Origin of the sequence: Solwaraspora sp. WMMD406 (genome assembly GCF_029626025.1) — a bacterium.
GTDB lineage: Bacteria > Actinomycetota > Actinomycetes > Mycobacteriales > Micromonosporaceae > Micromonospora_E.
The window spans coordinates 1217783-1240096 of the sequence record NZ_JARUBF010000001.1; the positions used below are offsets into that span (position 1 = coordinate 1217783).

20 protein-coding genes are annotated in these 22314 nt (G+C 69.0%); 10 read left to right on the top strand and 10 right to left on the bottom strand.

Annotated elements, in window-relative coordinates; all coding sequences use genetic code 11:
• Positions 1-32 precede the first annotated feature (32 nt).
• From O7632_RS05455 to O7632_RS05465, 3 genes are all read right to left on the bottom strand, one after another.
• On the bottom strand, positions 33-968 hold the full coding sequence (locus tag O7632_RS05455) for a glycosyltransferase family 2 protein (RefSeq protein WP_278111933.1): 936 nt from the start codon (positions 966-968) through the stop codon (positions 33-35).
• A 309-nt stretch (positions 969-1277) separates the two neighbouring features.
• Positions 1278-3470, bottom strand: a complete 2193-nt coding sequence (locus O7632_RS05460; RefSeq protein WP_278111934.1) for a carbohydrate-binding module family 20 domain-containing protein — start codon at positions 3468-3470, stop codon at positions 1278-1280.
• 312 nt (positions 3471-3782) lie between these two features.
• On the bottom strand, positions 3783-4667 hold the full coding sequence (locus O7632_RS05465; RefSeq protein WP_278111936.1) for a LysR substrate-binding domain-containing protein: 885 nt from the start codon (positions 4665-4667) through the stop codon (positions 3783-3785).
• Between the two features lie 133 nt (positions 4668-4800).
• On the opposite strand from O7632_RS05465, the gene O7632_RS05470 reads away from it, so the two are divergent.
• Positions 4801-5796, top strand: a complete 996-nt coding sequence (locus O7632_RS05470; protein WP_278111938.1) for a bile acid:sodium symporter family protein — start codon at positions 4801-4803, stop codon at positions 5794-5796.
• Positions 5797-5812: 16 nt separating this feature from the next.
• Here the strand turns inward: O7632_RS05470 and O7632_RS05475 are convergent, their stop codons facing one another.
• Positions 5813-7180: an LCP family protein gene (locus O7632_RS05475; protein ID WP_278111940.1), complete on the bottom strand. Its 1368-nt coding sequence runs from the start codon at positions 7178-7180 to the stop codon at positions 5813-5815.
• Between the two features lie 221 nt (positions 7181-7401).
• Here O7632_RS05475 and O7632_RS05480 point away from each other — a divergent pair, with 221 nt between their 5' ends.
• Both O7632_RS05480 and nhaA read left to right on the top strand, forming a co-directional pair.
• Positions 7402-9288, top strand: coding sequence for an asparagine synthase-related protein (locus O7632_RS05480; protein WP_278111942.1), 1887 nt, complete (start codon positions 7402-7404; stop codon positions 9286-9288).
• Positions 9289-9568: 280 nt separating this feature from the next.
• A complete protein-coding gene (gene nhaA / locus O7632_RS05485; protein WP_278111943.1) occupies positions 9569-10966 on the top strand; it encodes a Na+/H+ antiporter NhaA in 1398 nt (465 codons plus the stop codon).
• Here nhaA and O7632_RS05490 read toward each other — a convergent pair.
• Positions 10958-12586 carry an ABC-F family ATP-binding cassette domain-containing protein gene (locus O7632_RS05490; protein WP_278111944.1) on the bottom strand — a complete coding sequence of 543 codons (1629 nt, stop codon included), beginning with the start codon at positions 12584-12586 and terminating at the stop codon, positions 10958-10960. The genes nhaA and O7632_RS05490 overlap by 9 nt on opposite strands.
• Before the next feature lie 40 nt (positions 12587-12626).
• Here O7632_RS05490 and O7632_RS05495 point away from each other — a divergent pair, with 40 nt between their 5' ends.
• From O7632_RS05495 to O7632_RS05505, 3 genes are all read left to right on the top strand, one after another.
• Positions 12627-13379 (top strand): ROK family protein, encoded by a 753-nt coding sequence (locus tag O7632_RS05495; RefSeq protein WP_278111946.1) that lies wholly within the window; start codon positions 12627-12629, stop codon positions 13377-13379.
• A gap of 182 nt (positions 13380-13561) precedes the next feature.
• On the top strand, positions 13562-13933 hold the full coding sequence (locus tag O7632_RS05500; protein WP_278111948.1) for a tetratricopeptide repeat protein: 372 nt from the start codon (positions 13562-13564) through the stop codon (positions 13931-13933).
• Positions 13930-14184, top strand: a complete 255-nt coding sequence (locus tag O7632_RS05505; protein ID WP_278111949.1) for a Smr/MutS family protein — start codon at positions 13930-13932, stop codon at positions 14182-14184. The genes O7632_RS05500 and O7632_RS05505 overlap by 4 nt, the downstream gene beginning before the upstream one ends.
• On the opposite strand, the gene O7632_RS05510 is transcribed toward O7632_RS05505, so the two are convergent.
• From O7632_RS05510 to O7632_RS05525, 4 genes are all read right to left on the bottom strand, one after another.
• Positions 14108-14866, bottom strand: a complete 759-nt coding sequence (locus O7632_RS05510; RefSeq protein ID WP_278111950.1) for a hypothetical protein — start codon at positions 14864-14866, stop codon at positions 14108-14110. The genes O7632_RS05505 and O7632_RS05510 overlap by 77 nt on opposite strands.
• A complete protein-coding gene (locus O7632_RS05515; RefSeq protein WP_278111951.1) occupies positions 14863-15627 on the bottom strand; it encodes a MerR family transcriptional regulator in 765 nt (254 codons plus the stop codon). The genes O7632_RS05510 and O7632_RS05515 overlap by 4 nt, the downstream gene beginning before the upstream one ends.
• Before the next feature lie 222 nt (positions 15628-15849).
• Positions 15850-16614, bottom strand: coding sequence for a hypothetical protein (locus tag O7632_RS05520; protein ID WP_278111953.1), 765 nt, complete (start codon positions 16612-16614; stop codon positions 15850-15852).
• Positions 16615-17289: 675 nt separating this feature from the next.
• Positions 17290-17763, bottom strand: a complete 474-nt coding sequence (locus O7632_RS05525; protein WP_278111955.1) for a hypothetical protein — start codon at positions 17761-17763, stop codon at positions 17290-17292.
• 447 nt (positions 17764-18210) lie between these two features.
• Here O7632_RS05525 and O7632_RS05530 point away from each other — a divergent pair, with 447 nt between their 5' ends.
• Positions 18211-19404 (top strand): helix-turn-helix transcriptional regulator, encoded by a 1194-nt coding sequence (locus O7632_RS05530; protein WP_278111957.1) that lies wholly within the window; start codon positions 18211-18213, stop codon positions 19402-19404.
• Between the two features lie 83 nt (positions 19405-19487).
• Here O7632_RS05530 and O7632_RS05535 read toward each other — a convergent pair whose 3' ends face one another.
• On the bottom strand, positions 19488-19754 hold the full coding sequence (locus O7632_RS05535; protein WP_278111959.1) for a hypothetical protein: 267 nt from the start codon (positions 19752-19754) through the stop codon (positions 19488-19490).
• Positions 19755-19894: 140 nt separating this feature from the next.
• Here O7632_RS05535 and O7632_RS05540 point away from each other — a divergent pair, with 140 nt between their 5' ends.
• The 3 genes from O7632_RS05540 to rsmI all read left to right on the top strand — a co-directional run bounded on the left by O7632_RS05540 (position 19895) and on the right by rsmI (position 22286).
• A complete protein-coding gene (locus O7632_RS05540; protein ID WP_278111961.1) occupies positions 19895-20032 on the top strand; it encodes a hypothetical protein in 138 nt (45 codons plus the stop codon).
• On the top strand, positions 20029-21261 hold the full coding sequence (locus O7632_RS05545; protein ID WP_278111962.1) for a helix-turn-helix domain-containing protein: 1233 nt from the start codon (positions 20029-20031) through the stop codon (positions 21259-21261). Before O7632_RS05540 ends, O7632_RS05545 begins: the two co-directional genes overlap by 4 nt.
• A 110-nt stretch (positions 21262-21371) precedes the next feature.
• Positions 21372-22286, top strand: a complete 915-nt coding sequence (gene rsmI, locus O7632_RS05550; RefSeq protein ID WP_278111964.1) for a 16S rRNA (cytidine(1402)-2'-O)-methyltransferase — start codon at positions 21372-21374, stop codon at positions 22284-22286.
• Positions 22287-22314: the final 28 nt, after the last annotated feature.

Below are 22314 nucleotides of genomic sequence, written 5' to 3' on the forward strand. Positions count from 1 at the left end.
GTGGCCGTACCACCTGCGAGTTTGCCCGTCGGCTAGGCAAAAACAAAGTCGCTGATGTCGTCGCGCCGACCGAGCCGGCCATCCTGGCCGTCGGCGAGAGCGAGCTGGACGAGTTTGTCGAAGCTGCCGGACAGGTGAGGAGCGTGGGTGGCGACGCGCCGGCTCCAGCCGTCGATGAAAGGGGTGAGTTCCGCCTCGATCTCCTCGAACGAGGCAGCGAAAAACCGTTGGCTGAAATGCACCCGGTTTCGGCACATGTAATAGATGTAGTAGGGCGAGGGGAGCTTGCCGGTGGACCGCTTGTGGTGCCACGTACGCGCATAGGGGGCGATGACCGTACGCCATCCCGCCCGCTGAGCGCGGAGACAGAAGTCGGTTTCTTCGTAGTAGAGGAAATATTCCTCCGGGATCAGACCGACCTGGCGGACGACGTTGCGCCGGATGAGGAAGCAGGCACCGGTGACGTAGTCGACGTCGCGGACCGGCCCGTCGGGGACGTCGCGATCGAGTTTGCCGGCGTCGGCGTGGGAGGTGGACCCCTTGCCCTCGATCACTCCGCCGTTGAAGAGGATCCGGGGCGGGTGGCCGCCGTCGAGGATCCGCGAGCCGATGATACCGGCGTCCGGTTCGTCCGTCGCGGTGGCGAGAAGGTGCGACAGCGTCTGTCGACCGACGACCGCGTCTGGGTTGACGAGCCAGAAGAACTCGGCCGATGATTCCAACGCGGCCTTGATGCCGATGTTGCAACCGGCCGCGAATCCGACGTTGCCGCCTGCGGACAGCACCCGTACGGCCGGATCCACCAACTCGGTCAGATCGGTGCCGCCGTATCCTGGCTCGGTGTTGTCGACGACGATCAACTGTTGGTCGGCGTCTTTACTTGCCTGTAACGAATTCAGACAGCGTACGGTGTCGTCGTTGTGTCGGTAGTTGACGACAATTGTCGCTACCCGTGGCCCCAGTCGCACAGATAACCTCTCCCGATCAGCGGGCGTGCCCGATCGGTCCCGCCGCCCGCTTGCGAGGTTATCAGGTCCCGGTGGGGACTACCTGCCGACGACCGACGATCACCCAGCGGGAGTGAATGAAGGCTCAAAGTAGCCGATTGCATTCGGGTCGGCGAATCGATCTTCCCGTCGGCGGCGACGTCGGCGACGTCGGCGGCGTCGTCGGCAGCGGGCGGCGGGCGGGCGGCACGGTGCCTCCCCGGACTGGCGCGGATCGGCACGGTGCCGTACCGGCGGTCCAGGCCGGTGCGGCACCGTGCCGCCGCGCGACTACCGCCAGGTGCCGGTCAGGGTCACCGGGCCGCCGACCGGGGTGTGGCTACGGTTGACCCCAGACTCCCAGGTCACCGTGCCGTTCGGGGCACGCTTGATGAACTTGTACTCGAAAGCCTCGCCCGCCGGCAGGGACACCGTGCCGGTCCACACCGGGTATTCGGTGGCCGCCAGCGCCACCGCGCCGGCCGGATCCCAGGCGCCCAACGCCGGCGACGAGCCGACGACGAGCACCTGCTGGCCGTACCACGTCGTGGCGTCGATCCGGAACGACACCGCCGCCTCGGCCGGCGGATCGTCGCCACCGGATCCGGGCTGCCCCCAGACCACGGCGACGGTGGTCCCGCCGGTGCCGGTCCGGTTGGCGCCGCTCTCCCATTCCACCGCACCACCGGTGGCGACCTTGACCAGCTTCCATTCGAACGCGGTCCCGGCCGGTACGTCCGCCGTACCGGTCCAGGCCGGGTAGCTCGTCGCGTCGGTGCTCAGCGGCACTCCGTTGGCCGGGTTCCACGAACCCAGCTCGGGTATCGAGCCGACCACCCGCACCTGCTGGCCGGGACTTGTCGACACGGTGGCGGTGAAGCCGGTGTCGCCCGGCGGGGGCGGATCCACCGGCCCGCATCCGGCCGGGTTGGTGCATTCGGTCACCGCCTCGACGTGCAGGGCGACGGCGCGGTTCGCGGGGACGCTGGCGCTGAAGGTCCCGCCGGAGACGGTGACGACGCCGCCGGTGCAGGTGCCGCTGTCCCGGTCGTAGGTGCCTCGGGCGACGTCGCAGTACTGCCCGTCCGGCAGGTTGGTGCTGAACTCCCGGCTCCAGGCGGTCGTCGTGGCGTTGAACGCGGCGTACCCCCGGTCGCCTCGGGCGAAGCCGAGCCGGCCGTTGCCGTCGGTCACCACACCGCTGATTCCGGTGTCGTCGGTCGCGTTGCGGAAGCTCACCATGCCGGCGACCTGCTCGTCGCGGTGCTCACAGATCCACGCCGCGCTGGCGCAGTCGGTCGCGTCGGTGGTGCCGTCCGCGCTGCTCGGCGGGCCTTGCGCGACGACCGGGCCGAAGGCGTAGCTGGACATCAACTGCGGGGTGCCGTACGGATGGGCCAGCATGAACGCGTCGGCCAGGTAGTAGCGGTCGCCGTCCTTGTAGGTGAGCGTCGGAGTGGCCCGTTGGGTGTCGTGGTTGTCGATGAAGACCACCGACTGCGCACCGGTCAGCCCGCCGTAGTCGGGCAGGTTGGCCAACTGGGCGATGCTGCCGTCGCGGAACGCCGAGGAGACCGAACGCTGGTAGTCGAAGTTGGTCACCGCGCCGTACGGGGCGTAGGCGGTGTAGGGGATGGTGCCGTCGCCGTACACCTCGTGGAACAGGTCGGGTTTGCCGCCGAAGCCGGGGACGTCGTCGAGCCGGGAGATGATGTCCGCCAGGTGCGCCTCCTGGACGTGCTTGGCGGCGTCGACGCGGAAGCCGGCCACCCCGAGCGCGACGACCGAGTTCATGTACTTGGCGATCTTGCGACGTACCTCCGGATCCGCGGTGTTGAGATCGGCCAGGTCGAGCAGCTCGCAGTCCTGCACCTCGGTCTTGCTGCCCCAGTTGTTGATCGTGCGGTAGCAGGGGCCGAAGTCGGCGTACCCGTAGCTGTCGCCGGAACCGTCGGCGAACAGGTCGGGGTAGTCGTACTTGCCGTAGACGGTGCCGGCGCTACCGGGTCCGCTGCCGACCGAGCCGGTGCCGCTCATGTGGTTGAGCACCATGTCGACGTAGATCTTGACGCCCTGGTCGCGGCAGCGTTCGACCATGTCGACGAACTCGGCCCGGGTGCCGCGCCGGGTCTGGTCGATCCGGTAGGAGACCGGCTGGTAGTCCTGCCACCAGGGGTACGTGGCACCTTCGGCGCTCGGCAGCACCACGTGCTCCTGGGGCGGGGAGACCTGCACGCCGCCCCAGCCGTTCGGGCCGAGGGTGGTCTCGCATTCGTCGGCGACGGACTCCCAGCGCCACTGGAACAGGTGGACGATCGCCGTTCCGTTGCTGGTCACCGAGGTCGTGGTCGGCTGATGGGCGGTGGACACGGTGGTGGGCGTGGTCGGCGCTGGCGCGGCGGTGGCCGGCGCGGCCAGGACGAGGGACAGGGGAAGGCCGAGGAGCGCCGCGCTCGCGGCGGCGATCGATCTTTGTACGGTCATGCGCGCTCTCCATGGGCTGTGATGGCTCTCCGGGGAGACGGACCAGGAACTGAAAGCATCCTGCAAGTTCTGCAAGCGTTTCCAGGGTGAGACGAGAGTAACAACTGGACGCCCGGATGTGAACACCATGTTTCCATCCCAGATGGGCCGGCAAACCGACGTCTGGCGGCGGCGAGCTGGTCCGAAAGCGCCGCGCGGTGGGGTCGAGTGCGGCGGGGTCGAAGCCGCAAGACTTGCAAAGACTTGCAGTACGGGCGCATTTGGCCCATCAGGTGACGGCGCACTACCGTCAGGCTGGCGGGCTCAGAACCGTCAGGCTGGCCGGCCCGCCGTGACGGGCACGCGTCGGTGCCCGGCGGCGAGAACGGCCTCGCCGAGCGCGTCGACCAGGGTCGGATCGGCGTCCGGCCGGGAGAGCAGGATGAACTCGACCTCGCCCAGCGGCGGTAGCTGCGCCGACGTCACCACGGACAACCCGGGCGGGATCAGCTGGGCCGAATGCGGCAGAAGCCCGAGGCCGGCCCGTGCCGCCGCGACGAGACCGCCGAGGCTGCCACTGGTGCACGCGATCCGCCAGGGTCGACCGGCGCGCGACAGCGCGGCGAGGGCCTGGGCCCGGGTGATGCTCGGCGGCGGATAGACGACCAGGGGCAGCGCGTCGCCGGCCCCGCCCCAGGAGGCCGACGGGTCGGTGGCGCCGAGCCAGGCGACCTGGTCGCGCCACATCAGCTGGCCACGGGTCTGCCCGGCGAGCCGCTTGGCGAAGACCAGGTCGAGGTCGCGGCCGTCCAGCAGTTGATGCAGGGTGCCGCTGAGCGCCACCGTCAGCTCCACGTCGACCAGCGGGTTGCGGCGACGGAAGACCTGCAGCACCTCGGGCAGATGGGTGGAGATGAGATCCTCCGACACCCCCAGCCGGAGCGTGCCCCGTACGGCGTCGGTGGTCCGGAAGTGTCGCTCGGCCCGGTCGTGCACGTCGAGGATCTCCCGCGCGAAGCCCGCCATCGCCTCGCCGTCCGGAGTCAACTGCACCGAGTGGGTGTCGCGCAGGAACAGCGGCCGCCCGGCGGCCGCCTCCAGCCGGCGGACGTGCTGGCTGACCGTGGACTGCCGTAGCTCCAGCCGGCCGGCCGCCCGGGTGAAGCTGAGGGTCTGGGCCACCGCCAGAAAGCTGCGCAGGTGCACCGGGTCGTACATCATCCCAGGTTATCGCGGTCCGTGATCACAGTCAGTTCGGTGATTGACTTCCCGCTGATCGGCGGGCTGCGCAGAATGAAGCAGCAGGTCCTGCCGACCGTGCCAAAACCCCTCGCTCACCTGGGAGAACGTGATGCGCTGGCCGCGCTGGCTGATCATCGACCCGTTCATCGCCGCGCTCCTCGGCGCAGTGCTGCTGGCCAGCCTGCTACCCGTACGCGGGTCTGCCGCCTCCGTCGCCGGCGTGATCGCGAGCATCGGCATCGCGCTGCTGTTCTTCCTGCACGGCGCCCGGATCGCACCGGCCGCCGCACTGGCCGGAGCCCGGCACTGGCGGCTGCACCTGGTGGTGCTCGGTACGACGTTCGGGGTTTTCCCGCTTCTCGGCCTGGCGATCGGCCTGCTCAGCCCGGCCCTGTTGGCCGACGACCTGTACCAGGGAGTGCTGTTCCTCTGTGTGATCCCGTCCACGGTCCAGTCGTCGATCGCGTTGGTGTCGATCGCCCGAGGCAACGTGCCGGCGGCCGTGTTCAGCGCGACGTTCTCCAATATCGCCGGGATCGCGGTGACCCCGCTGCTCGCGATGCTGTTGCTGGCGGACACCGGCGGACTGCGGCTGACCGCCGGCTCGATCGGCGCGATCGTCGGGCAGCTGCTGCTGCCGTTCGTCGCCGGGCAGCTTTCCCGCCGCTGGACCGCCGGGTGGATCACCCGCCACAAGCGGATCACCACGGTCGTGGACCGGGGGTCGATCCTGCTGGTGGTCTACATCGCGTTCAGCGCCGGGATTGTCGCCGGGATCTGGCAGCAGGTCTCCGTCGGGCAGTTGCTGACCCTGGCCACGGTCGTGATCGGGCTGCTCGCCGTCGTGCTGGGCCTGCTCTATGCGGTGGGCCGGATGATCGGCTTCGGTCCGGCCGATGTGATCGCCACCGTCTTCTGCGGTGCCCAGAAGAGTCTGGCCACCGGCCTGCCGATGGCTGCCGTCCTGTTCAGCCCGCAGCTGCTCGGCCTGCTGGTCCTGCCCTTGATGATCTACCACCAGATCCAGTTGATCGTCTGCGCGGCGATCGCCCGGTGGTGGTCCGGTCGCACAGCGACCGCCGAGCAGCAGCCCGAGTTGGTCTGACAGCGGCCGTACTCGATCACCGCACGACCGCGTCGAGCTGTTCGACGCCGTACCGCTCGATGTACCGCTCCAGGTCATCGTCGCGTACGGCGTTCCAGAAGTCGACTCCGCGTTCGGTGTCCAGCCACATCACCCACTGGTCGCCGACGTACCCGGTGCTGGCCACCGGCGCGGTCACGAACCGGACGTCCTTGCGTACGGTGCGCAGGTCGAACAGGAGCTGACGCAGCATGTCGTTGGTGAGCCCGTCGTCGACGGTCACCGTTGAGGTCACCGCGTCGAGCAGGGCGCTCAACTGACGTGGGCTGGTCAGGGTGTCCCGGTCAAGGGTCTCGGCCAGCAACGCGCGGAGGTAGTTCTGGTGCCGGCGCATCCGGTCGAAGTCGCCTTCGGGCAGCCCGTAGCGCTGGCGGACGTACTGCGCCGCCTGCTCGCCGTTGAGCCGCTGCGACCCGGCCTGCCAGGTGAACCCCCGGGCCGGGTCGGGCGTACCCGCCGGGATGTCGACGGTGACGCCGCCGACCGCGTCGGTCAGGTTCTGCAGGCCGGCCAGATCGATCAGGGCGACATGGTCGATCCGTAGGCCGGTCACGTTCTCGACGGTCTGTACGGCGAGACTCGTGCCGCCCAGGGTGTACGCGGAGTTGATTTTGAAGTTGTCGTACCCGGGGATGGGCACCCAGGCGTCACGGGGGATCGACACCACGTAGGCGCGCTCGCGATCCGCGGTGATCCGGACGACCATGAGCGAGTCGGTACGTCCGAACGGCGAACCGCTGGACTCCGCTCCGGTCGCGCTCTGGGCCTGGCTGTCGATTCCGGCGAGAAGGAACGTCAGACCCTCGGGCGTCGGCGCCGGCCGCTGTTCCGCCGGGATGGCGGCGAACGGATCGGGGATGCGCTTGATGGCCCCCAGGTAGTGCTGGCTGATGGCGTCGATCCCGACCACGCCCGCCAGCGCGCACACCACCAGGCTGGTGATCCCGAGCAGCGCGATGCGGCGGAGCCGGCGGGGATGTCGTGGCGGGACGGGGCGGCGATGCTGGCCGCCGCCGTTCGGGCTGCCGGTCGCTCCGGCAGCGGTGCCGGTGCCGATGACCTCGATCGTCCGGGTCGGGGCGCCGTCGCTGTCGCCGTCGCCGTCGCTGTCGCCGTCGCTGTCGCTGTCGCTGCCGCTGCCGATGTAGGTGTCGGTGTCGGCACCGTGGGTCGACGGAGCGTCGGCGGCCCACCCTTGGCGCTCGGGCCACTGCTGGTGGTCGGTCCACTGCTGGTCGTGGTTGGTCCACTGCTGGTGGTCGTCGGCCCAGTTCGGGTTGTCGTGGTGGTCCTCGCGGTGCGGTGGCCACCCGCCGCGTTCGGCGTCGTCTGATCGTTCGGTCAACTCACTCACCTCTGACCTCAGTCATCTCAGGGTCAGACTAAACAGACATTGCGTATCTATCAGGAGAATCATCAGATAACACTGCACGAGACTCCGCGTTGGATTCACCGCGTTGGGTGGTCTCGGCTCGTGCTGCGCCATGCTGCCGCTACGTTGACCGCATGGCACAAATCGTCGGTATTGTCGGAGATGGGAACCTGGTTGTTGAACGGTTTCATCAGATGACCGCCGCCGGACTGCCCGCCGACGCGCACGCCAGTACCGCGCACACCGACCCATCGGCGGCGATCGCCGTCCGCTGGCGGCCAGGCGAGCGCGGCACTGTGCGGCGCGACGTCGACGGTTCTGTGGTGATCGGTTGCGTCGGCGACCAGCCAGACCTGCTCGACCGGTACGAGCGCTACGGCGACGACCTCCTGCGCCAGTTGCGCGGGGCGTTCGTCGTGGCCATCTGGGATCGACGTCGGCGTCGGCTGCTGCTGGCCAGGGACCGCACCGGCGAGCACCCGCTCTACTGGTCGCTGCGCGGCGGCCAACTCGGCTTCGCGTCCCAGCTACGGGCAGTGGCCGCCGATCCCCAGGCTGGCGGCGACGTCGACCTGGTGGCCCTGCACCACTACCTGACCTACCGGTACGTCCCCGCCCCCTGGTCGATCCTCGCCAGCGCCCGCAAGGTGCCACCCGGCACGGTGCTGATCTGGCAGGACGGTCGGGTGACGACCCGCCGCTACTGGCAGTTCGAGGCGGCGGCGCGGGCGGCGGGTGTGTCGACGGATCCGACAGCGGAGCGGCTGGTCGACCCGGCGGCGGACCCGGCAGCGGACCTGACGGCACCCGACGCGGTCGCCGAAACCCGGCACCGGCTGACCGACGCGGTGCGGCACCAGCTGCCGGCCAGCGGACAACCCACCGTGCTGCTCTCCGGCGGGATGGGTTCGGCGCTGGTCGCGGCGGCCGTCGCGCACTGCGCCCCGACGTCGATCCGGACCAGCACCGTCGGGTACGCCGATCCGCGACTCGACCGTACGGGCGAGGCCCGGCGGATCGCCGCGCATCTCGGTGCCGATCACCAGGAGTACCGGGTCGACGAGATCGAGCCGGCCGTACTGTCAGAACTGGCCCGCTTCCTCGACGAACCGTTCGGCGATCCAGCGGCCGTCACCCACCATCTCGTGGCGCGCTTCACCGGCGTACGGTCGGCCGAGGCGTTCTGCGGTGTCGGCGGCGGCGTCGTCTTCGGCGGGTTCCCGCACCATCTGCTCCTCGACTGGCTGAGTCGCTGGCCGGACCGGATCTGGCGGCTGCCCGTACTGCACCGGCTGGGTGCCGCTCTGGTGGGGCGGAGCAGCGCCGGCACCCCGGTGCGCCGGCTGGGTCGGCTGCTGGAGGTCGCCGGATGCCGGCCCCCGCTGCGGTACGCCCGGATCGTGGCGCAGTACAGCGCCGAGCAGAAGGACGCGCTCTACACCGATGCCGTCCGCGCCGAACTGGTCGACGTGGACAGTTACGGACTGGCGGAGGCTGCGTACGGCGGGTCGCCGGCGGACACGGACCTGGCCAGGATGATCGACGCGGACGTCCGGACCTATCTGCCCGGTGCCGCGTTGACCCGCCTCTACCCCGCCGCCGGCGGGTACGGGTTGAGCCTGCGGGCACCGCTGCTCGACCACCGGTTGATCGAGTGGGGTCGCGCTCTGCCGTCGGCGTGGAAGGCGCCGGTCCGGCACCGTTCCCTCGCTCAGCGGGTCGCGGCCGGCTGGTTGCCGGCCGACCTCGCGCTGTCCGCCCGGTCGCCGACCCGTGTCCCGGTCGCCAGCTGGTTGAGACACCAGCTGCGGGACATGTCCTGGGACCTGCTCACCGACCAGACCGCCCAGGGGCGAGGGCTGTTCCGTCCAGCGGCGGTGCGGCGGTTGCTCGACGACCATCAGGCGGGTATCGACAACTCCGGTGAGATCTTCACGCTGCTGCAGTGGGAACTGTGGGCGCGGGGCTGGCCCACGGCTCCGTACCTGACGGTCTCGGCTTCGGCGTCGACCGGCGGCGTGTCACCCCCACTCGGTGGCCCGTCGTCGACCACCCTGGTCGGGGCTGGTCCTGGCTCCTGAGAAGCCCGGTCCTGGCTCCTGGGAATGCTGATCCTGGCTCCTGGGATGTGGCCACCAGCTGCTGGTCTGGGCGACACGATCTTGCGACGATAGGTGACGCTGCGGTGTCGGTGTGGGAGCCAAGGCGGTCAGTCGAGACAAAGGACACTGAACGTGCCATGGCGCAAACTATCGGTCACTGCTGCCTGCCGGATAGGGTGATCATCAAGGTCAGCCGGGCCCGCCGCCCGGCGCCCGTGTCGTTGCTGCTGGGCGGAAGCTGTGGAGGTGGATTGCATTCATGACCGACCCGACCCCCACCCCGCCGCCGGAAAGCCCTCGGTCGGAAAGCCCCCGGCCGGAAAGCCGCCGGCCCTTCCAACTGTCGTCCTGGTCCGAAGCCAAGTTCATCGGGGACGTGCTGCGGACCGAAACCGTCGGTGGCGTGTTGCTGCTGCTCGGTGCCGTCCTGGCCCTGATCTGGGCCAACTCGCCGTGGGGTGACGCCTACGAGTCGTTGGGGCAGTGGGTGCCCTGGTCCGGCGGGGAAGCACTGTATCTTGACATCGACCTGGCTCACTGGGCTGCCGATGGTCTGCTCGCCATTTTCTTCTTCGTGGTGGGTCTGGAGCTCAAACGCGAGTTCGTGGCCGGGGAACTGCGCAGCCCTCGCCGAGCCGCGTTGCCGGTGGTCGCCGCCGTCGGCGGAATGGCCGCCCCGGCGCTGATCTTCGTTCTGATCAACCTCAACACCGGTGGCGACGCGCTGCGCGGCTGGGCCATCCCGACCGCCACCGACATCGCCTTCGCGCTCGCCGTACTCGCCGTCATCGGCTCCCACCTGCCGCAGGGCCTGCGCGCCTTCCTGCTCACCCTCGCTGTGGTCGACGACCTGCTCGCCATCACGATCATCGCCTTCTTCTACACCGAACAGGTCAACTTCCTGGCACTGGGCGGCTCGCTGCTGCCGCTGCTGGTCTTCGCGCTGCTGCTGCGGGCCGGCAAGACCTGGTGGTGGGCGCTCATCCCGCTGGCCGCCGTCACCTGGACCCTGATGCACGCCTCCGGGGTGCACGCCACCATCGCCGGCGTGCTGCTCGGCTTCTTGGTGCCGGTGCTGCCCCGCAAGGGCGAACACCACGGCCTGGCCGAGCACTTCGAACACCTCTGGCGGCCGGTCTCGGCCGGCTTCGCGGTGCCGGTCTTCGCCTTCTTCGCCGCTGGTGTCTCGTTGCGTGACGGCGGGATCGCCTCGGTGCTCACCGACCCGGTCGCCATCGGCGTCATCGCCGGCCTCGTGCTCGGCAAGACCATCGGGATTCTCGGTGCCACCGGCCTGATAACCCGCTTCACCCGGGCCGATCTGGGTGGGCTCAAATGGATCGACCTGCTCGGGGTGTCCCTGCTCGCCGGCATCGGGTTCACCGTCTCGCTGCTGATCGGGGAACTCGCCTTCGGTGCCGGCAGTGAGCGGGACGCCCACGTCAAGGCGGCGGTCCTGATCGGTTCACTCACCGCCGCGATCCTCGCCGCGATCGTCCTTGGCCGGCGCAACAAGGTCTACCGGCGGATGTCCGACGAGGAACGGCGCGACCAGGACGGTGACGGGATTCCGGACATCTACCAGCAACCGGAACCACCCGACGTCACGCAGGCCGCGGGTGGAGCCACCGACAGCGGTTCCACGGCGTCACGCTGAGCCGCCGTCGCCCAGAGTGATCCGCCGGGTGAGCTGGACCGCGTCCAGCATCCGGCGGTCATGGGTCACCAGCAACAACGTTCCCGGATACGTCGCCAGCGCCGACTCCAGCTGCTCGATCGCCGGCAGGTCGAGATGGTTGGTCGGCTCGTCGAGGACCAGCAGGTTGACCCCACGGGCCTGCAGCAGAGCCAGGGCGGCCCGGGTCCGCTCGCCCGGGGACAGGGTCGAGGCCTGACGGAGCACGTGGTCTGCCCGCAGGCCGAACTTCGCCAGCAGTGTCCGGGCCGGCGCCGGAGCCAGGTCCGCCGCCGACCGGAACGCCTCCAACACCGGCTCGTCGCCCAGGAACATGCCCCGGGCCTGATCCACCTCGCCGACCACCACACCCGGTCCGAGCCAGGCTTCGCCCGACTCCAGCGGCAACCGGCCCAGCAGCGCGCCGAGCAGCGTCGACTTGCCGGACCCGTTCGGACCGGTGATCGCCACCCGCTCCGCCCAGTCGATCTGCAGGTCCAGCGGACCGAGGGTGAACTCGCCACGGCGTACCACCGCTTGGCGCAGCACCGCGACCACCGTGCCGGAGCGGGGCGCGGCGGCGATCTCCATCCGCAGCTCCCACTCCTTGCGCGGCTCCTCGACGACCTCCATCCGCTCGATCAGTCGTTCGGTCTGCCGGGCCTTCGCCGCCTGCTTCTCCGACGTCTCGCCCCGCAGGTGGGGGATGAACTTGTCGTTGTCGGTGGCCTTGCGCCGCGCGTTGCGGACGCCTTTCTCCATCCAGGCCCGCTGGGTACGGGCCCGCGCCTCCAGACCGGCCCGGGTGTCGGCATACTCCTCGTAGGCCTCGCGGGCGTGCCGGCGGGCCACCTCCCGCTCGGCCAGATAGCCGGCGTACCCGCCGCCGTAGTGGTTGACCTGCTGCTGGGCCAGATCCAGCTCGACCACCCGGTCGACCGTACGGGCCAGGAACTCCCGGTCGTGCGACACCAGTACGGTGCCGGCGCGCAGCCCGGTGACGAACCGTTCCAGCCGGTCCAAACCGGCGAGGTCCAGATCGTTGGTGGGTTCGTCCAGCAGCACCACGTCGTAGCGGCTGAGCAGCAGCGACGCGAGCTGGGCGCGGGCCGCCTGACCGCCGGAGAGCCCGGTCGTCGGGCGGTCGAGCGCCACCGTCAGCCCCAGATCGGCGATCACCTCTTCGGCCCGCTCGTCGAGGTCGGCACCCCCGAGGTCGAGCCAGCGTTCCAGTGCCACCGCGTACGCGTCGTCGGCTCCGGCCCGGCCGTCGGCCAATGCCTGCGCAGACGCGTCGAGTTCGCGCTGCGCCGCCGCCACCCCGGTACGGCGGGCCAGGAAGTCGCGTACCGACTCGCCGGGCACCCGCTGCGGTTCCTGCGGAAGCAGACCGACGTTCGCCGTCGGCGGGTTGAGCGTGACCGTGCCCGACTCGGGTGTGGCCAGGCCGGCCAGGACGCGCAGCAGCGTCGACTTGCCCGCCCCGTTCGCGCCGACCAGCCCGATCACGTCACCGGGGGCGACGACCAGATCGAGGTCGGCGAAGAGTTGCCGGTCACCGTGTCCGGCGGACAGGTCCCTGGCGATCAGTGTGGCGCTCATGGCCCGGCGATCGTAGCCGCCGGCCGGCACACTGTGCCTCATGATTACCACGCTGGCGATCGACTGTGGTGGCGGCGGGATCAAGGCATCCGTACTCGACGAGTCCGGCACGATGCGGTCCCGGCCGCTGCGGGTGCCGACGCCGTACCCGTTGCCGCCGGCCCTGTTCGTCGAGACCCTCTGTGACGTCGGCCGGCAGTTGCCGGCGGCCGACCGGGTCACCGTCGGCATGCCAGGCATGATCCGCCACGGCGTGGTGGTGGCCACCCCGCACTACGTGACCCGGGCTGGTCCGCGTACCAAGGTCGATCCTGACCTGCGGGCACAGTGGTCCGGTTTCGATGCCCGTACGGCGCTGCACACCGCCTTCGATCTGCCGGTCCTGGTGCTCAACGACGCCGAGGTGCACGGGGCCGGGGTGGTCGCCGGGACCGGGTGTGAGCTGGTGCTGACCCTCGGCACCGGGCTGGGTTGCGCGTTGTTCGACGGTGGTCGGCTCGCCCCGCACCTGGAGCTGTCCCAGGCGCCGGTGCGCTGGGGGCAGACCTACGACACCTACGTCGGCGAGCACGAACGGCGCCGGCTCGGCGACGCGTTCTGGTCCCGGCGGGTACGCGGCGTCGTCGACGGCCTGCGCCCGGTGTTCTGCTGGGACCGGCTCTACCTCGGTGGCGGCAACTCGCGGCTGATCCGCCCCGAGCAGTTGGCCCGGATGGGCGACGACGTGGTGGTGGTGCCGAACACCGCCGGCATCGTCGGCGGCGTACGGGCCTGGACCCTGGCCCGACCGTGACGGTTCCGGGCCTTCCCGGTCCGCCGGTGACCGGTCCGTGCCGAAAAGTCACCAAGCTGGCCGGGTGACCGGCGGATGTCCGGTACGGGAACAGTCGCATTCCGGCCGTGGTTGTGCCAGCGTCAGGGTTGTCGGTGATCGCGACCGGAAACGGTGATCGTGACCGGAAAGGTGGGGCGACCATGGATCTGCTGGAGGAGTACCGCCGGGCGAACCTGTACTTCGACTCCGGTGACCCGTCGGGCGCAGCCCGGTTGCTGGAGCCGATCATCGCCGCCGAGCCCGACAACTCGGCGGTCCGCCAACTGCTGGCCCGCTCCTACTTCCAGTCCGCCCAGCTGGGCCGGGCCGAGGAGCAGCTGCGGGAGCTGATCGCCCGGGACCCGAGCGACCACTACGCGCACCACGTGCTGGGCCGTACCCTGGAACGGCTCGGACGGCCGTCGCAGGCGCTCCGGCACCTGCGGCTCGCCGCCGCCATGCGCTCCGAGCACTCGGACTACCTGGCGGCCCTGCGCCGGGTGGAAGCCAAGGTCAACGGACGGGTGCCGTGAAACTGAAGCTCGACCTGCACGACATCTTCAACCGTGGTCAGGACATCGACCGGGCGTTGAAGGGGATCATCGACGAGGCGGTGGCCAAGAAGGCCACCCTCGTCGAGATCATCCCAGGGAAGGGTTCCGGCCAGCTCAAGAAGCGGGTGCTGCGGTTCCTGGACCAGAAGGAGATCAAGCAGCTCTACCACCGGGTGGAGAAGGACTCGAAGAACTTCGGCCGCCTGTTCGTCCACTTCCGCTGGAAGTGACGGCTGTTGCGCTAGACGTCACCGCCGCCAGCGCCGCCGTCGGGTCGTCGGCGAAGAACCGGATCGTCCGTACGTGTGCGACACGGCCCAGCGGGCGGACCACCCGCACCGGCTCGGCCAACTCGACCACCAGGTTGGTCTGCGCGATCGCCGACACGATGAGCGTGTCACCGTCGACCCGGATGGTGCCCTGCTCGTTGTAGTTTCGCACCATCCGAACCTCGCTGACCAGCCGACGGGGCACCCGTACGTCCAGGAACGCGGCGTTGCGCACCCGGATCTCGTCGGGCCCGATCACATGCGGTCCGGTCACGGTCGCGGCGATCACGGCCAGAGCGATCAGTACGCCGTACGCGTCAACGATCAGGATCGCGTGGCGCAGCGGGTCCGGGGCGCCGATGGCCCGGAGCAGGATCTCCACCGCGACCAGCTCCACGACCGACACCACCAGGAACATCACCATCGTCGACGCCACCGCCCCGGCATAGGGCACCGCCGTCGCCGACTCCGGTACGCCGTGGCGGCGACGGCGTACCCACAGCCAGAGGCTGACCATGCCGGCGGCTTCGAACCCGACCAGCCGGCGCAGCACCACCCCGACCCGACGCAGCCCGCCGACCTGCTCCACCGGCGTCCCGCTACCTGCCTGGGCGACCGCCTCGCGGTCCGACCGCGCCGTCACCGCTGGCTCCGCAACCGGGCGACCAGCAGCCGGAACACCTGGGCCTGGGCGGGGGAGAACTCACCGGCGATAGTGGTCAACCACTGGACCCCTGTCGCGTCGTCGGCGTTCGCGGCGATCGCCTCGGTCATCTCGATCGGCAGGAAGCCCTCCAGGTCGGCGGCGAGCGACGCCACCCGTTCGTCGGTCGGGTCGGCGTCGGCGATCTCGTCGAGCCGCCGGTAGAACTCCTGCGTACGGGCCAGCATCGCCGGCTCGGTCAACGGCTGGAACAGTGCGCTGAACTCGCTGCGGTGCTCCGGCGCGACCCGGGTGTCCAGCAGCGCCAGCATCTCCCGGTCCATCGCGGCGAACGCGGAGCCGTCGGTCGGCAGCTGCCGCAGCACCGCCGCCATCTCCTCGGAGACCGTGGCGTCGGGGTCCAGCTCGTCGACCGACTCGCCGGCAGCGAGCAGTACGGCGAGCCGCTGCCGCTGCTCGGCGATGGCTGACTGCTGGCGGGCCAGGTCGGCGTCCAGCTCGGTGAGTACCTCGCGCAGCTCCCGCCCTCGGTCGTCGGCGAGTACGTCGCGGATCTCGTCGAGCGAGAGCCCCAGCTCACTCAACCGGCGTACCCGGGCCAGCGCGACCGCGTCGCGCAGCCGGTACTCCCGGTAGCCGTTGGAGAGTCGCTCCGGTTCGGGTAGCAGCCCGAGGTGGTGGTAGTGGCGCACGGTCCGGGTGGAGACCCCGACCAGCGCGGCAAGCTCGCCGATTCGCATGCCACCAGTAGAAACGTTGCCGCTACGACAAGGTCAAGCCTCGCCCGGCGAACCTCCGGCTGGCGGTGCGCGCCATGTTATTGATCGTTGTATGGAACGGCTGCTATCGCCCGACACCAGGGCCGGTGCGTCCAATTGAGCTTTGGGACAGAGGTAGATGTAAAGACGGACTCAAAGGCAAGAATGGACAACCTTGACGGATCGATGTCGCCGGATTGTCGACTAAGAGAAGCTATCACGAGTAGGTACAGCGAAGGTCTCACTTGTGATTTCGATCGAGGTTTGAAGTGTCTCAAGTGAGTGCTGGGTGAGGCATTGACCGTTTGTTCCGAAGTTGCACGCCGCGACCACTATCCCTGTCAGGCAGTGAACGTCGATCACACACTGTTCCGCCCACGGGCTCACCAGAGCGGACTCGACGATGTCTGCGGAACGGGGATGCCCGGATAGTCGAACAGCACGCCCGAAGGCAGTTTCTCGCTCTTCGGCGGATTCGATCGCTAGAGCGGGCAGAACGAGTGACGGGTCGATGATCTCACGTAAGGGCTGGTTTGGAGCCTGCTGCCAAGCGGTCGGCGGTAGCTGCCGGGCGCCGGTTTCAGGGGTCGGCTTCCACTGGCGGATCGAGCCGTCAACGTAGGCCCAGCGCGTGACGCCGTCCGAGCCGTGCGCCAGTGCGACGGCACCGGAGTCATCCGGTTCCTCGTAGCGCCATCGGTCGGGCTTCTCAATCCAGGCTCGGCTGCGGACCACGGTAGGCGGCGATTGATGGACCTCCCGCCGACGAGGCAGCAAGCCGCCTAGCAAGCGGGAAGGTGTGGCTAACTGAGTCTGTGAGGCTCCGATTTGCGGCAAGACAATGTCGTTGAGGTACCGCTCGTCGTACATGCTGACGAGGCTGACGGCGAGTCTGGTGTGTCGCATGTCAGCCGTCACCATCGAGATGAGTACCGATCCGACGATCTTGGGAAACCCAGCCTCCAACACACAGTCACCTGCCTTCCAGACTCTCGGCGAGGAACGCCCATGACGCAGAAACCTCGGACGGGAGTGTACCATCGTGCTCACGTATATGCGCGGGTACGTACCAAGCTGCGTTGACAACGATCAAGTTGGTCGACCCGCGCCAGCCGGCGGTAATGCTCACCTTATCGTCGACGGTGTAGTCGCATCCGGTGTTGGGTATCGTCGGACCGCATGTGAGCTCGTGTCGCGTCCCATTGGGTACTCCAATCGCGGGCACTGACTCGTAGAATAGAACCCGAATTCGTACTGGCTCGACCGATGTGGCAAGGTCGATATTTATGGGTGAACCCTCAGTGACCTGAACCGGACTATCGCGCGGAATCGCCTCCAGCGTACCGCTAGTAAGTGTGCCCTCTTCAATCCATGCCCAATAGACCAACGTGCCGGGAACGGTGGCTGATGTCGTAGAGCGTATCAGCGCTTGCGGTACACGCGGTGGTGGTTCAACAGCCGGCCGGAGATCGTCTCGAAGTGGTGTGGTCGAAGGCGGCCCATCTGCCGTTTCACCACGAACGCAACCCGTTGAAATAAGTACGATCAACCCGATGAGGACTAACATAGACAATGAACCAGGAAGAGCCTCGGTCGAGGGGATTGCCTCCCTCGACCGAAGCGAATTTACAAAACCAGTAACCATTAGCAGGTGATGCCATTAACCTGATTTGACGTATTGCTATAGTATGTTCCACTGCTTTCAACGCTCTCGTGGTAAGAGCTTCCGAGCCAGTCGTGAACATCGCCTGCGCAATACGGGGATCCGGCGTTCTTTTGAATATAGCCGCTGTTGGGGTTGGTTTGAAGGCCGCTGCTGCCACGCAACTCCCAGCCATACCAGCGAGAGCGGTAGAGGTTGATCGAGATCTTGACTGCGGCGACATTGTAATTGCACTTGGTGTACCCGACAACGTTGATCGTCCCGGGCACGTGGCTCGATCGGTGTGGATTGTGCGTTTTCCCCGCGCATCCGGCGGGACTAAGGGACGTTGCCGACAATTCGCCTTCCGCGTTCAACTGCAGCAGGCTGCTATTTGGGCCTGATGCGTCAGGAGTCGGGCTGGTCTGCTTGGCCGACGCAGGGCTTGAGGACAGGATTAGCGCTGCGACTGTCATGGTGGCAACAATTACTGTTTTCCAGCCCGCACGTCCTTGGTGTCGATCCATTAATGCTGTCTCCAATCGAAACACCACTGAAACAATTCGCCGCTCTGGGTCAACAATTCGCTGCTCTGGGTCGCCGGCAGAATGCCAGAATAAAAGATCAATTTAGATCAGTCAACTTGTCGAGCACCTGATCGCTGTTGTCTCATTCTTTGAGAACAGCAGGTGGTGGGCTTGGTGAGTTGATCACTCAGCGCGATGTGCGGCTTGACAACCCTCACTGTTCGGATAGTCGATCCGAACTGTACGCCCGCTGTCGTCGATGCCGGCGGCCCAGGCGCAGATGCCGCTGTACGGGCTGCTTGTGCTACGCGGGAGCGGGTACCGTCGGACGTGGCGGCGCGCCGGGAGGTAGAGGCCCCGTCCGCGCCGCCGCCCAGCCTCTACCTGGGAGACATCATGGATACGTTTGGATCGCGCCTGAGGGCGTACCGCGAACGTAGCGGCAAGACCCGAGCTGTGCTCGGCGGCCTGGTCGGCCGTAGCGCTGAATGGGTCAAGGCGGTCGAATCGGGCAGACTGCTCGTCCCCCGTCTGCCGATGCTGCTGCGGTTGGCAGAAGTTCTGGACATCGATGATCTGTCGACGTTGACCGGAGAGCAGTCGCTTCCGGTCGCCTCGGTTACTCGCTCCGGCCATCCCGCTGTCGACAGCGTTGCCACTGCTGTGCAGCGCACCACCCTGCCAGCTGGCGATCCCTTGGCGGCCGCAGAACTGCGTGCCCGCGTCGATCATGCGTGGGCGGCCTGGCACCACGCGAGTGCGGAGCGGACTGCGGTCGCCGCGTTGCTCCCAGGACTGCTGACCGATGCGCGCATCGCGGCTCGTCGGCTGGACGGCGTCGATCGCAGACAGGCCGCTGCCGAGCTTGCTCGTGTTTACCACCTGGTGCAGCTGTACGCGGCACACCAGCCGCAGTCCCAGTTGGTCTGGCTGGCGGCCGACCGGGCGATGCTCGCTGCGCAGGACGCTGACGATCCTGGCGCGATCGCCGCTGCCGCCTGGTACTACGCCCATGTGTACCGCTCCGATGGCGAGCCCGACGCGGCGGAGCAGGTGCTGGTTGACGCGCTCGCGCTACAAGGCGGCGGTGACGGTGGCGACGTTGAGCAGCTTGCCCGATGGGGGCAGCTGCAACTTGGGCTGGCACTGGGACATGCCCGCGCCGGTCGCGCGGGGCAGGCCTGGCGATACTGGGACTCGGCGGATGCGGCCGCGCGCCGACTCGGTCCCGGCTACGTACATCCGTGGTTGATGTTCGGGTCCGTGGTCGTCGATGCGTTCGGGGTGACCCTTGGCATCGATCTCGTGCGTCCGGGGGACGCGGTGCGGCGGGCGGCGGCGGTCGATTACTCGGCACTTCCGTCCCGGACCCGGCGGGCCGGTGGCCTGATCGACGCCGCGCGGGCTCACCTGATGCGACGGGACGAGGTTGCGGTGGTCCACCTGCTCGGACGGGCGCTACGCGAGTCGGTGGAGACCGTCCGGCATCAGCCGTACGCCCGTGGCATGGCGATGGAGCTTGCCGGGCGTACCGGCGTGGTGGGCGAGGATGCCCGGGAGTTGGCGTTGGCAATGGGTATCGACTGGTAGCTGTACCCCTGGTACAGGTTGTCCCTCTCCGATTCGTAACCGCTCGTAGCGTTCTGGACACGGCCCCGTCGTCGTAATGCGGTTCAGGCTGCGGCGGCGGGTGCCAGGGCGGCGGCCTCGGGGTTGACGTGGAGAGCCACCTCGGGGTCGCCGCCCTTCCAACTCTCACCGTCGAGGGGGGCCGTGTCGTGCTCGGAAAGTGGTTTCAGCGTGCGGACGTACCGGTGGATGTGGTGTTTCCGGTGCCGGGTCGGCGGCGGTACGCCGACCGTACGGTGCCGCCTGCGGATCGGCGGCCGGCGACCCGGACCGATCGCGCGCAGCGGCGGGGCGGTAACGCCGGCCGGCACTACCTGCGGTGAGGAAGCCCAGCCCAGAGGGCGGGGAGCCGGTGCACGAGCCGATACGGCCGTCATGGTGGTGTGCGGTGTGTCCGGACGGTACGCCGTGGCCATGTCCGCCGGGTCGGACGCAGCTGGCGGAGGCGTACGTGGACGAGCCGGTGGCGCTGTCGGTCGACGTTGGTGAGCTGCTGACGGTGGCCGCCGAGGAAGCCGGCATCAGCGACCCGGCCGAGTTGCATGAGCGCTTCGTCTCTTGGACCTGGATCGGAGTCGACCGGCCGTGACCGTGGCGATCGGACGTCGGGTCGCGCAGTGGCGGGTACGCCGACGGATGACTCAGCAGGTGTTCGCCGATCGGATCGGCCGGTCGAAGAGCTGGGTCGACAAGGTCGAACGCGGCGTCCGCACCCTCGACAAGTTCTCGCTCATCCAGCAGATCGCCGACGTGCTGCGGGTCGACCCGACCGAACTGCTCGGCAACGACGGCCAGCAGCGACCCGGCACCGCGCCGGGCGACGCGACGGCCGGTGTGGACGCGGTCCGGGTGGCACTGGCCAGCTACGACGTGTTCACCAGCGCACCCGACAGCGTGGTGCGGAACCTGTCGGGGGAGGTATCCCGGCGGGTGGAGCATGCCTGGGCGATGTACCGGCACGGGGACTATCCTCGGCTGCTGCGGGCGGTGCCGGAGTTGTTGGACGCCGCTCGGCAGCTCCACGGGCAACGGCCCGAGCACGGAACGGCGCTGCTGGTGCAGGCGTACCGGGTGACAGCGCTCGTGCTGGTCAAGGTCGGTGAGGCGGAGCTGGCCTGGTTGGCCGCCGACCGGGCCCTCGCCGCAGCCGGCGGTGACCGGTTGCTGGCAGCGTCGGCGGTGGTGCCGCTCGGGCAGGCGTTACGCGGCCTGGGCCAGCACCGGCTGGCGATGGCGGTGACGATCACCGCCGCCGACCGGGTCGCCGCGTTGACTGAAGGGGCCGCGTCGAGAGAAGGAGCCGCAGGGACGGAGCACCGGTCGGTGTACGGGGCGTTGCTGCTGCAGGCCGGGTTGGCCGCTGCGGGTTGCGGCGACAACGCTGCTGCCGGCGAACTGCTCACGCGGGCTGCCGACGTCGCCGGGCAGGTCGGCGACGGGCGGATCGGCGACGGGCAGGACTACCGCGCCTCGGGTTTCGGGCCGGCGGCGGTGGAGTTGGCGCGGGTGGTGGCCGCCGCCCATCTCGGTGACGCCCGCCAGGCCGTACGCCGGCACGAGACAGCCGCCAGCCGACAGCTCTGGCAGGGACTGCCGGCCGAGCACCGAGCGGCGTACCTGGTGGACGCCGCTCGGGCGCACCTCGACACCGGTGACCCGACCGGGGCGGGGCGGTGGCTCGTCGAAGCCGACCGCGTCGCACCGGCTGAGATCCGCTGCCGGCCTTCCGCCCGTACCGTCGTGGCTGAGGTCGCCCGGTGCGGGCCGCAGGTCGCCGGCGTCGCCCGCCTGGCGACGGCGCTCGGGCTGATCCGCTGACGTCCCCCGGACCGGTATTGCGTTCTGGCCTGATCCCGCTGGGGGATCATGATCCCCCAGCGGGATCACGGCTGAAAAGACATTGGCCTCCCGGCGGCTACCATCGCCGGGTGAGTGAGGCGCAGCGGGGGAGCGACCACGGCGGGCAGCAGGGCGGCGACCAGGGCGAGCAGCGGCGCGGCACGTTGTCGGTGGTGCCGACGCCGATCGGCAACCCGCGCGACATCACGCTGCGGGCGTTGGACGTGCTGCGGACCGCCGGGCTGGTCGCCGCCGAGGACACCCGGCGGGCGCGCCGGCTGCTCGACGCGCACGACATCGACGTCCGGGTCGTCAGCTGCTACGACCACAACGAGCAGGCCCGCACCAAGGAGTTGGTCGCCGCGCTGAACGCCGGCACCGACGTGGCGTTGATCTCCGACGCCGGGACGCCGCTGGTCAACGACCCCGGCTACCTGGTGGTCGGGGCGGCGCTCGCCGAAGGGCTACGGGTCGACCCGCTACCCGGTGCCAGCGCCGCGGTGAGCGCGCTGGTCGGCTCCGGGCTGCCGGCCAACCGATTCCTGTACGTCGGGTTCCTGCCCCGCAAGTCGGCCGCCCGCCGGACCGCGTTGACCGAGATCGCCCCGGTGGCCGCCACGTTGATCTTCTTCGAGGCGCCGCACCGGGTGGTGGAGATGCTGGCCGACGTGCGCGAGGTGCTCGGCGACCGGTCGGCGGCGCTGGTGCGCAACCTGACCAAGTCGTACGAGGAGTGGCTGCGTGGCCCGCTGTCGCAGGTGTACGCCGACCTGGCGGCCCGCGACGACGTCAAGGGCGAGGTGACCGTGGTGGTGGACGGTGCCCGGCGGCGCGAGTCGGCCGGTGGCGGGGTGGGGGCAGGGGGGCTCGATCCGGACCGGGTGATCGAGTTGTTGCTCGGTGCCGGGCTGGACACCCGTACGGTGCGGTCGCTGGCGGGGGAGCTGACCGGTCTGCACCGCAACGAGGTCTACGACCGGGTATCGGCGCTGCGTCTGCGGTGAAGGGCCGGCATTGATCTATTGACATGCC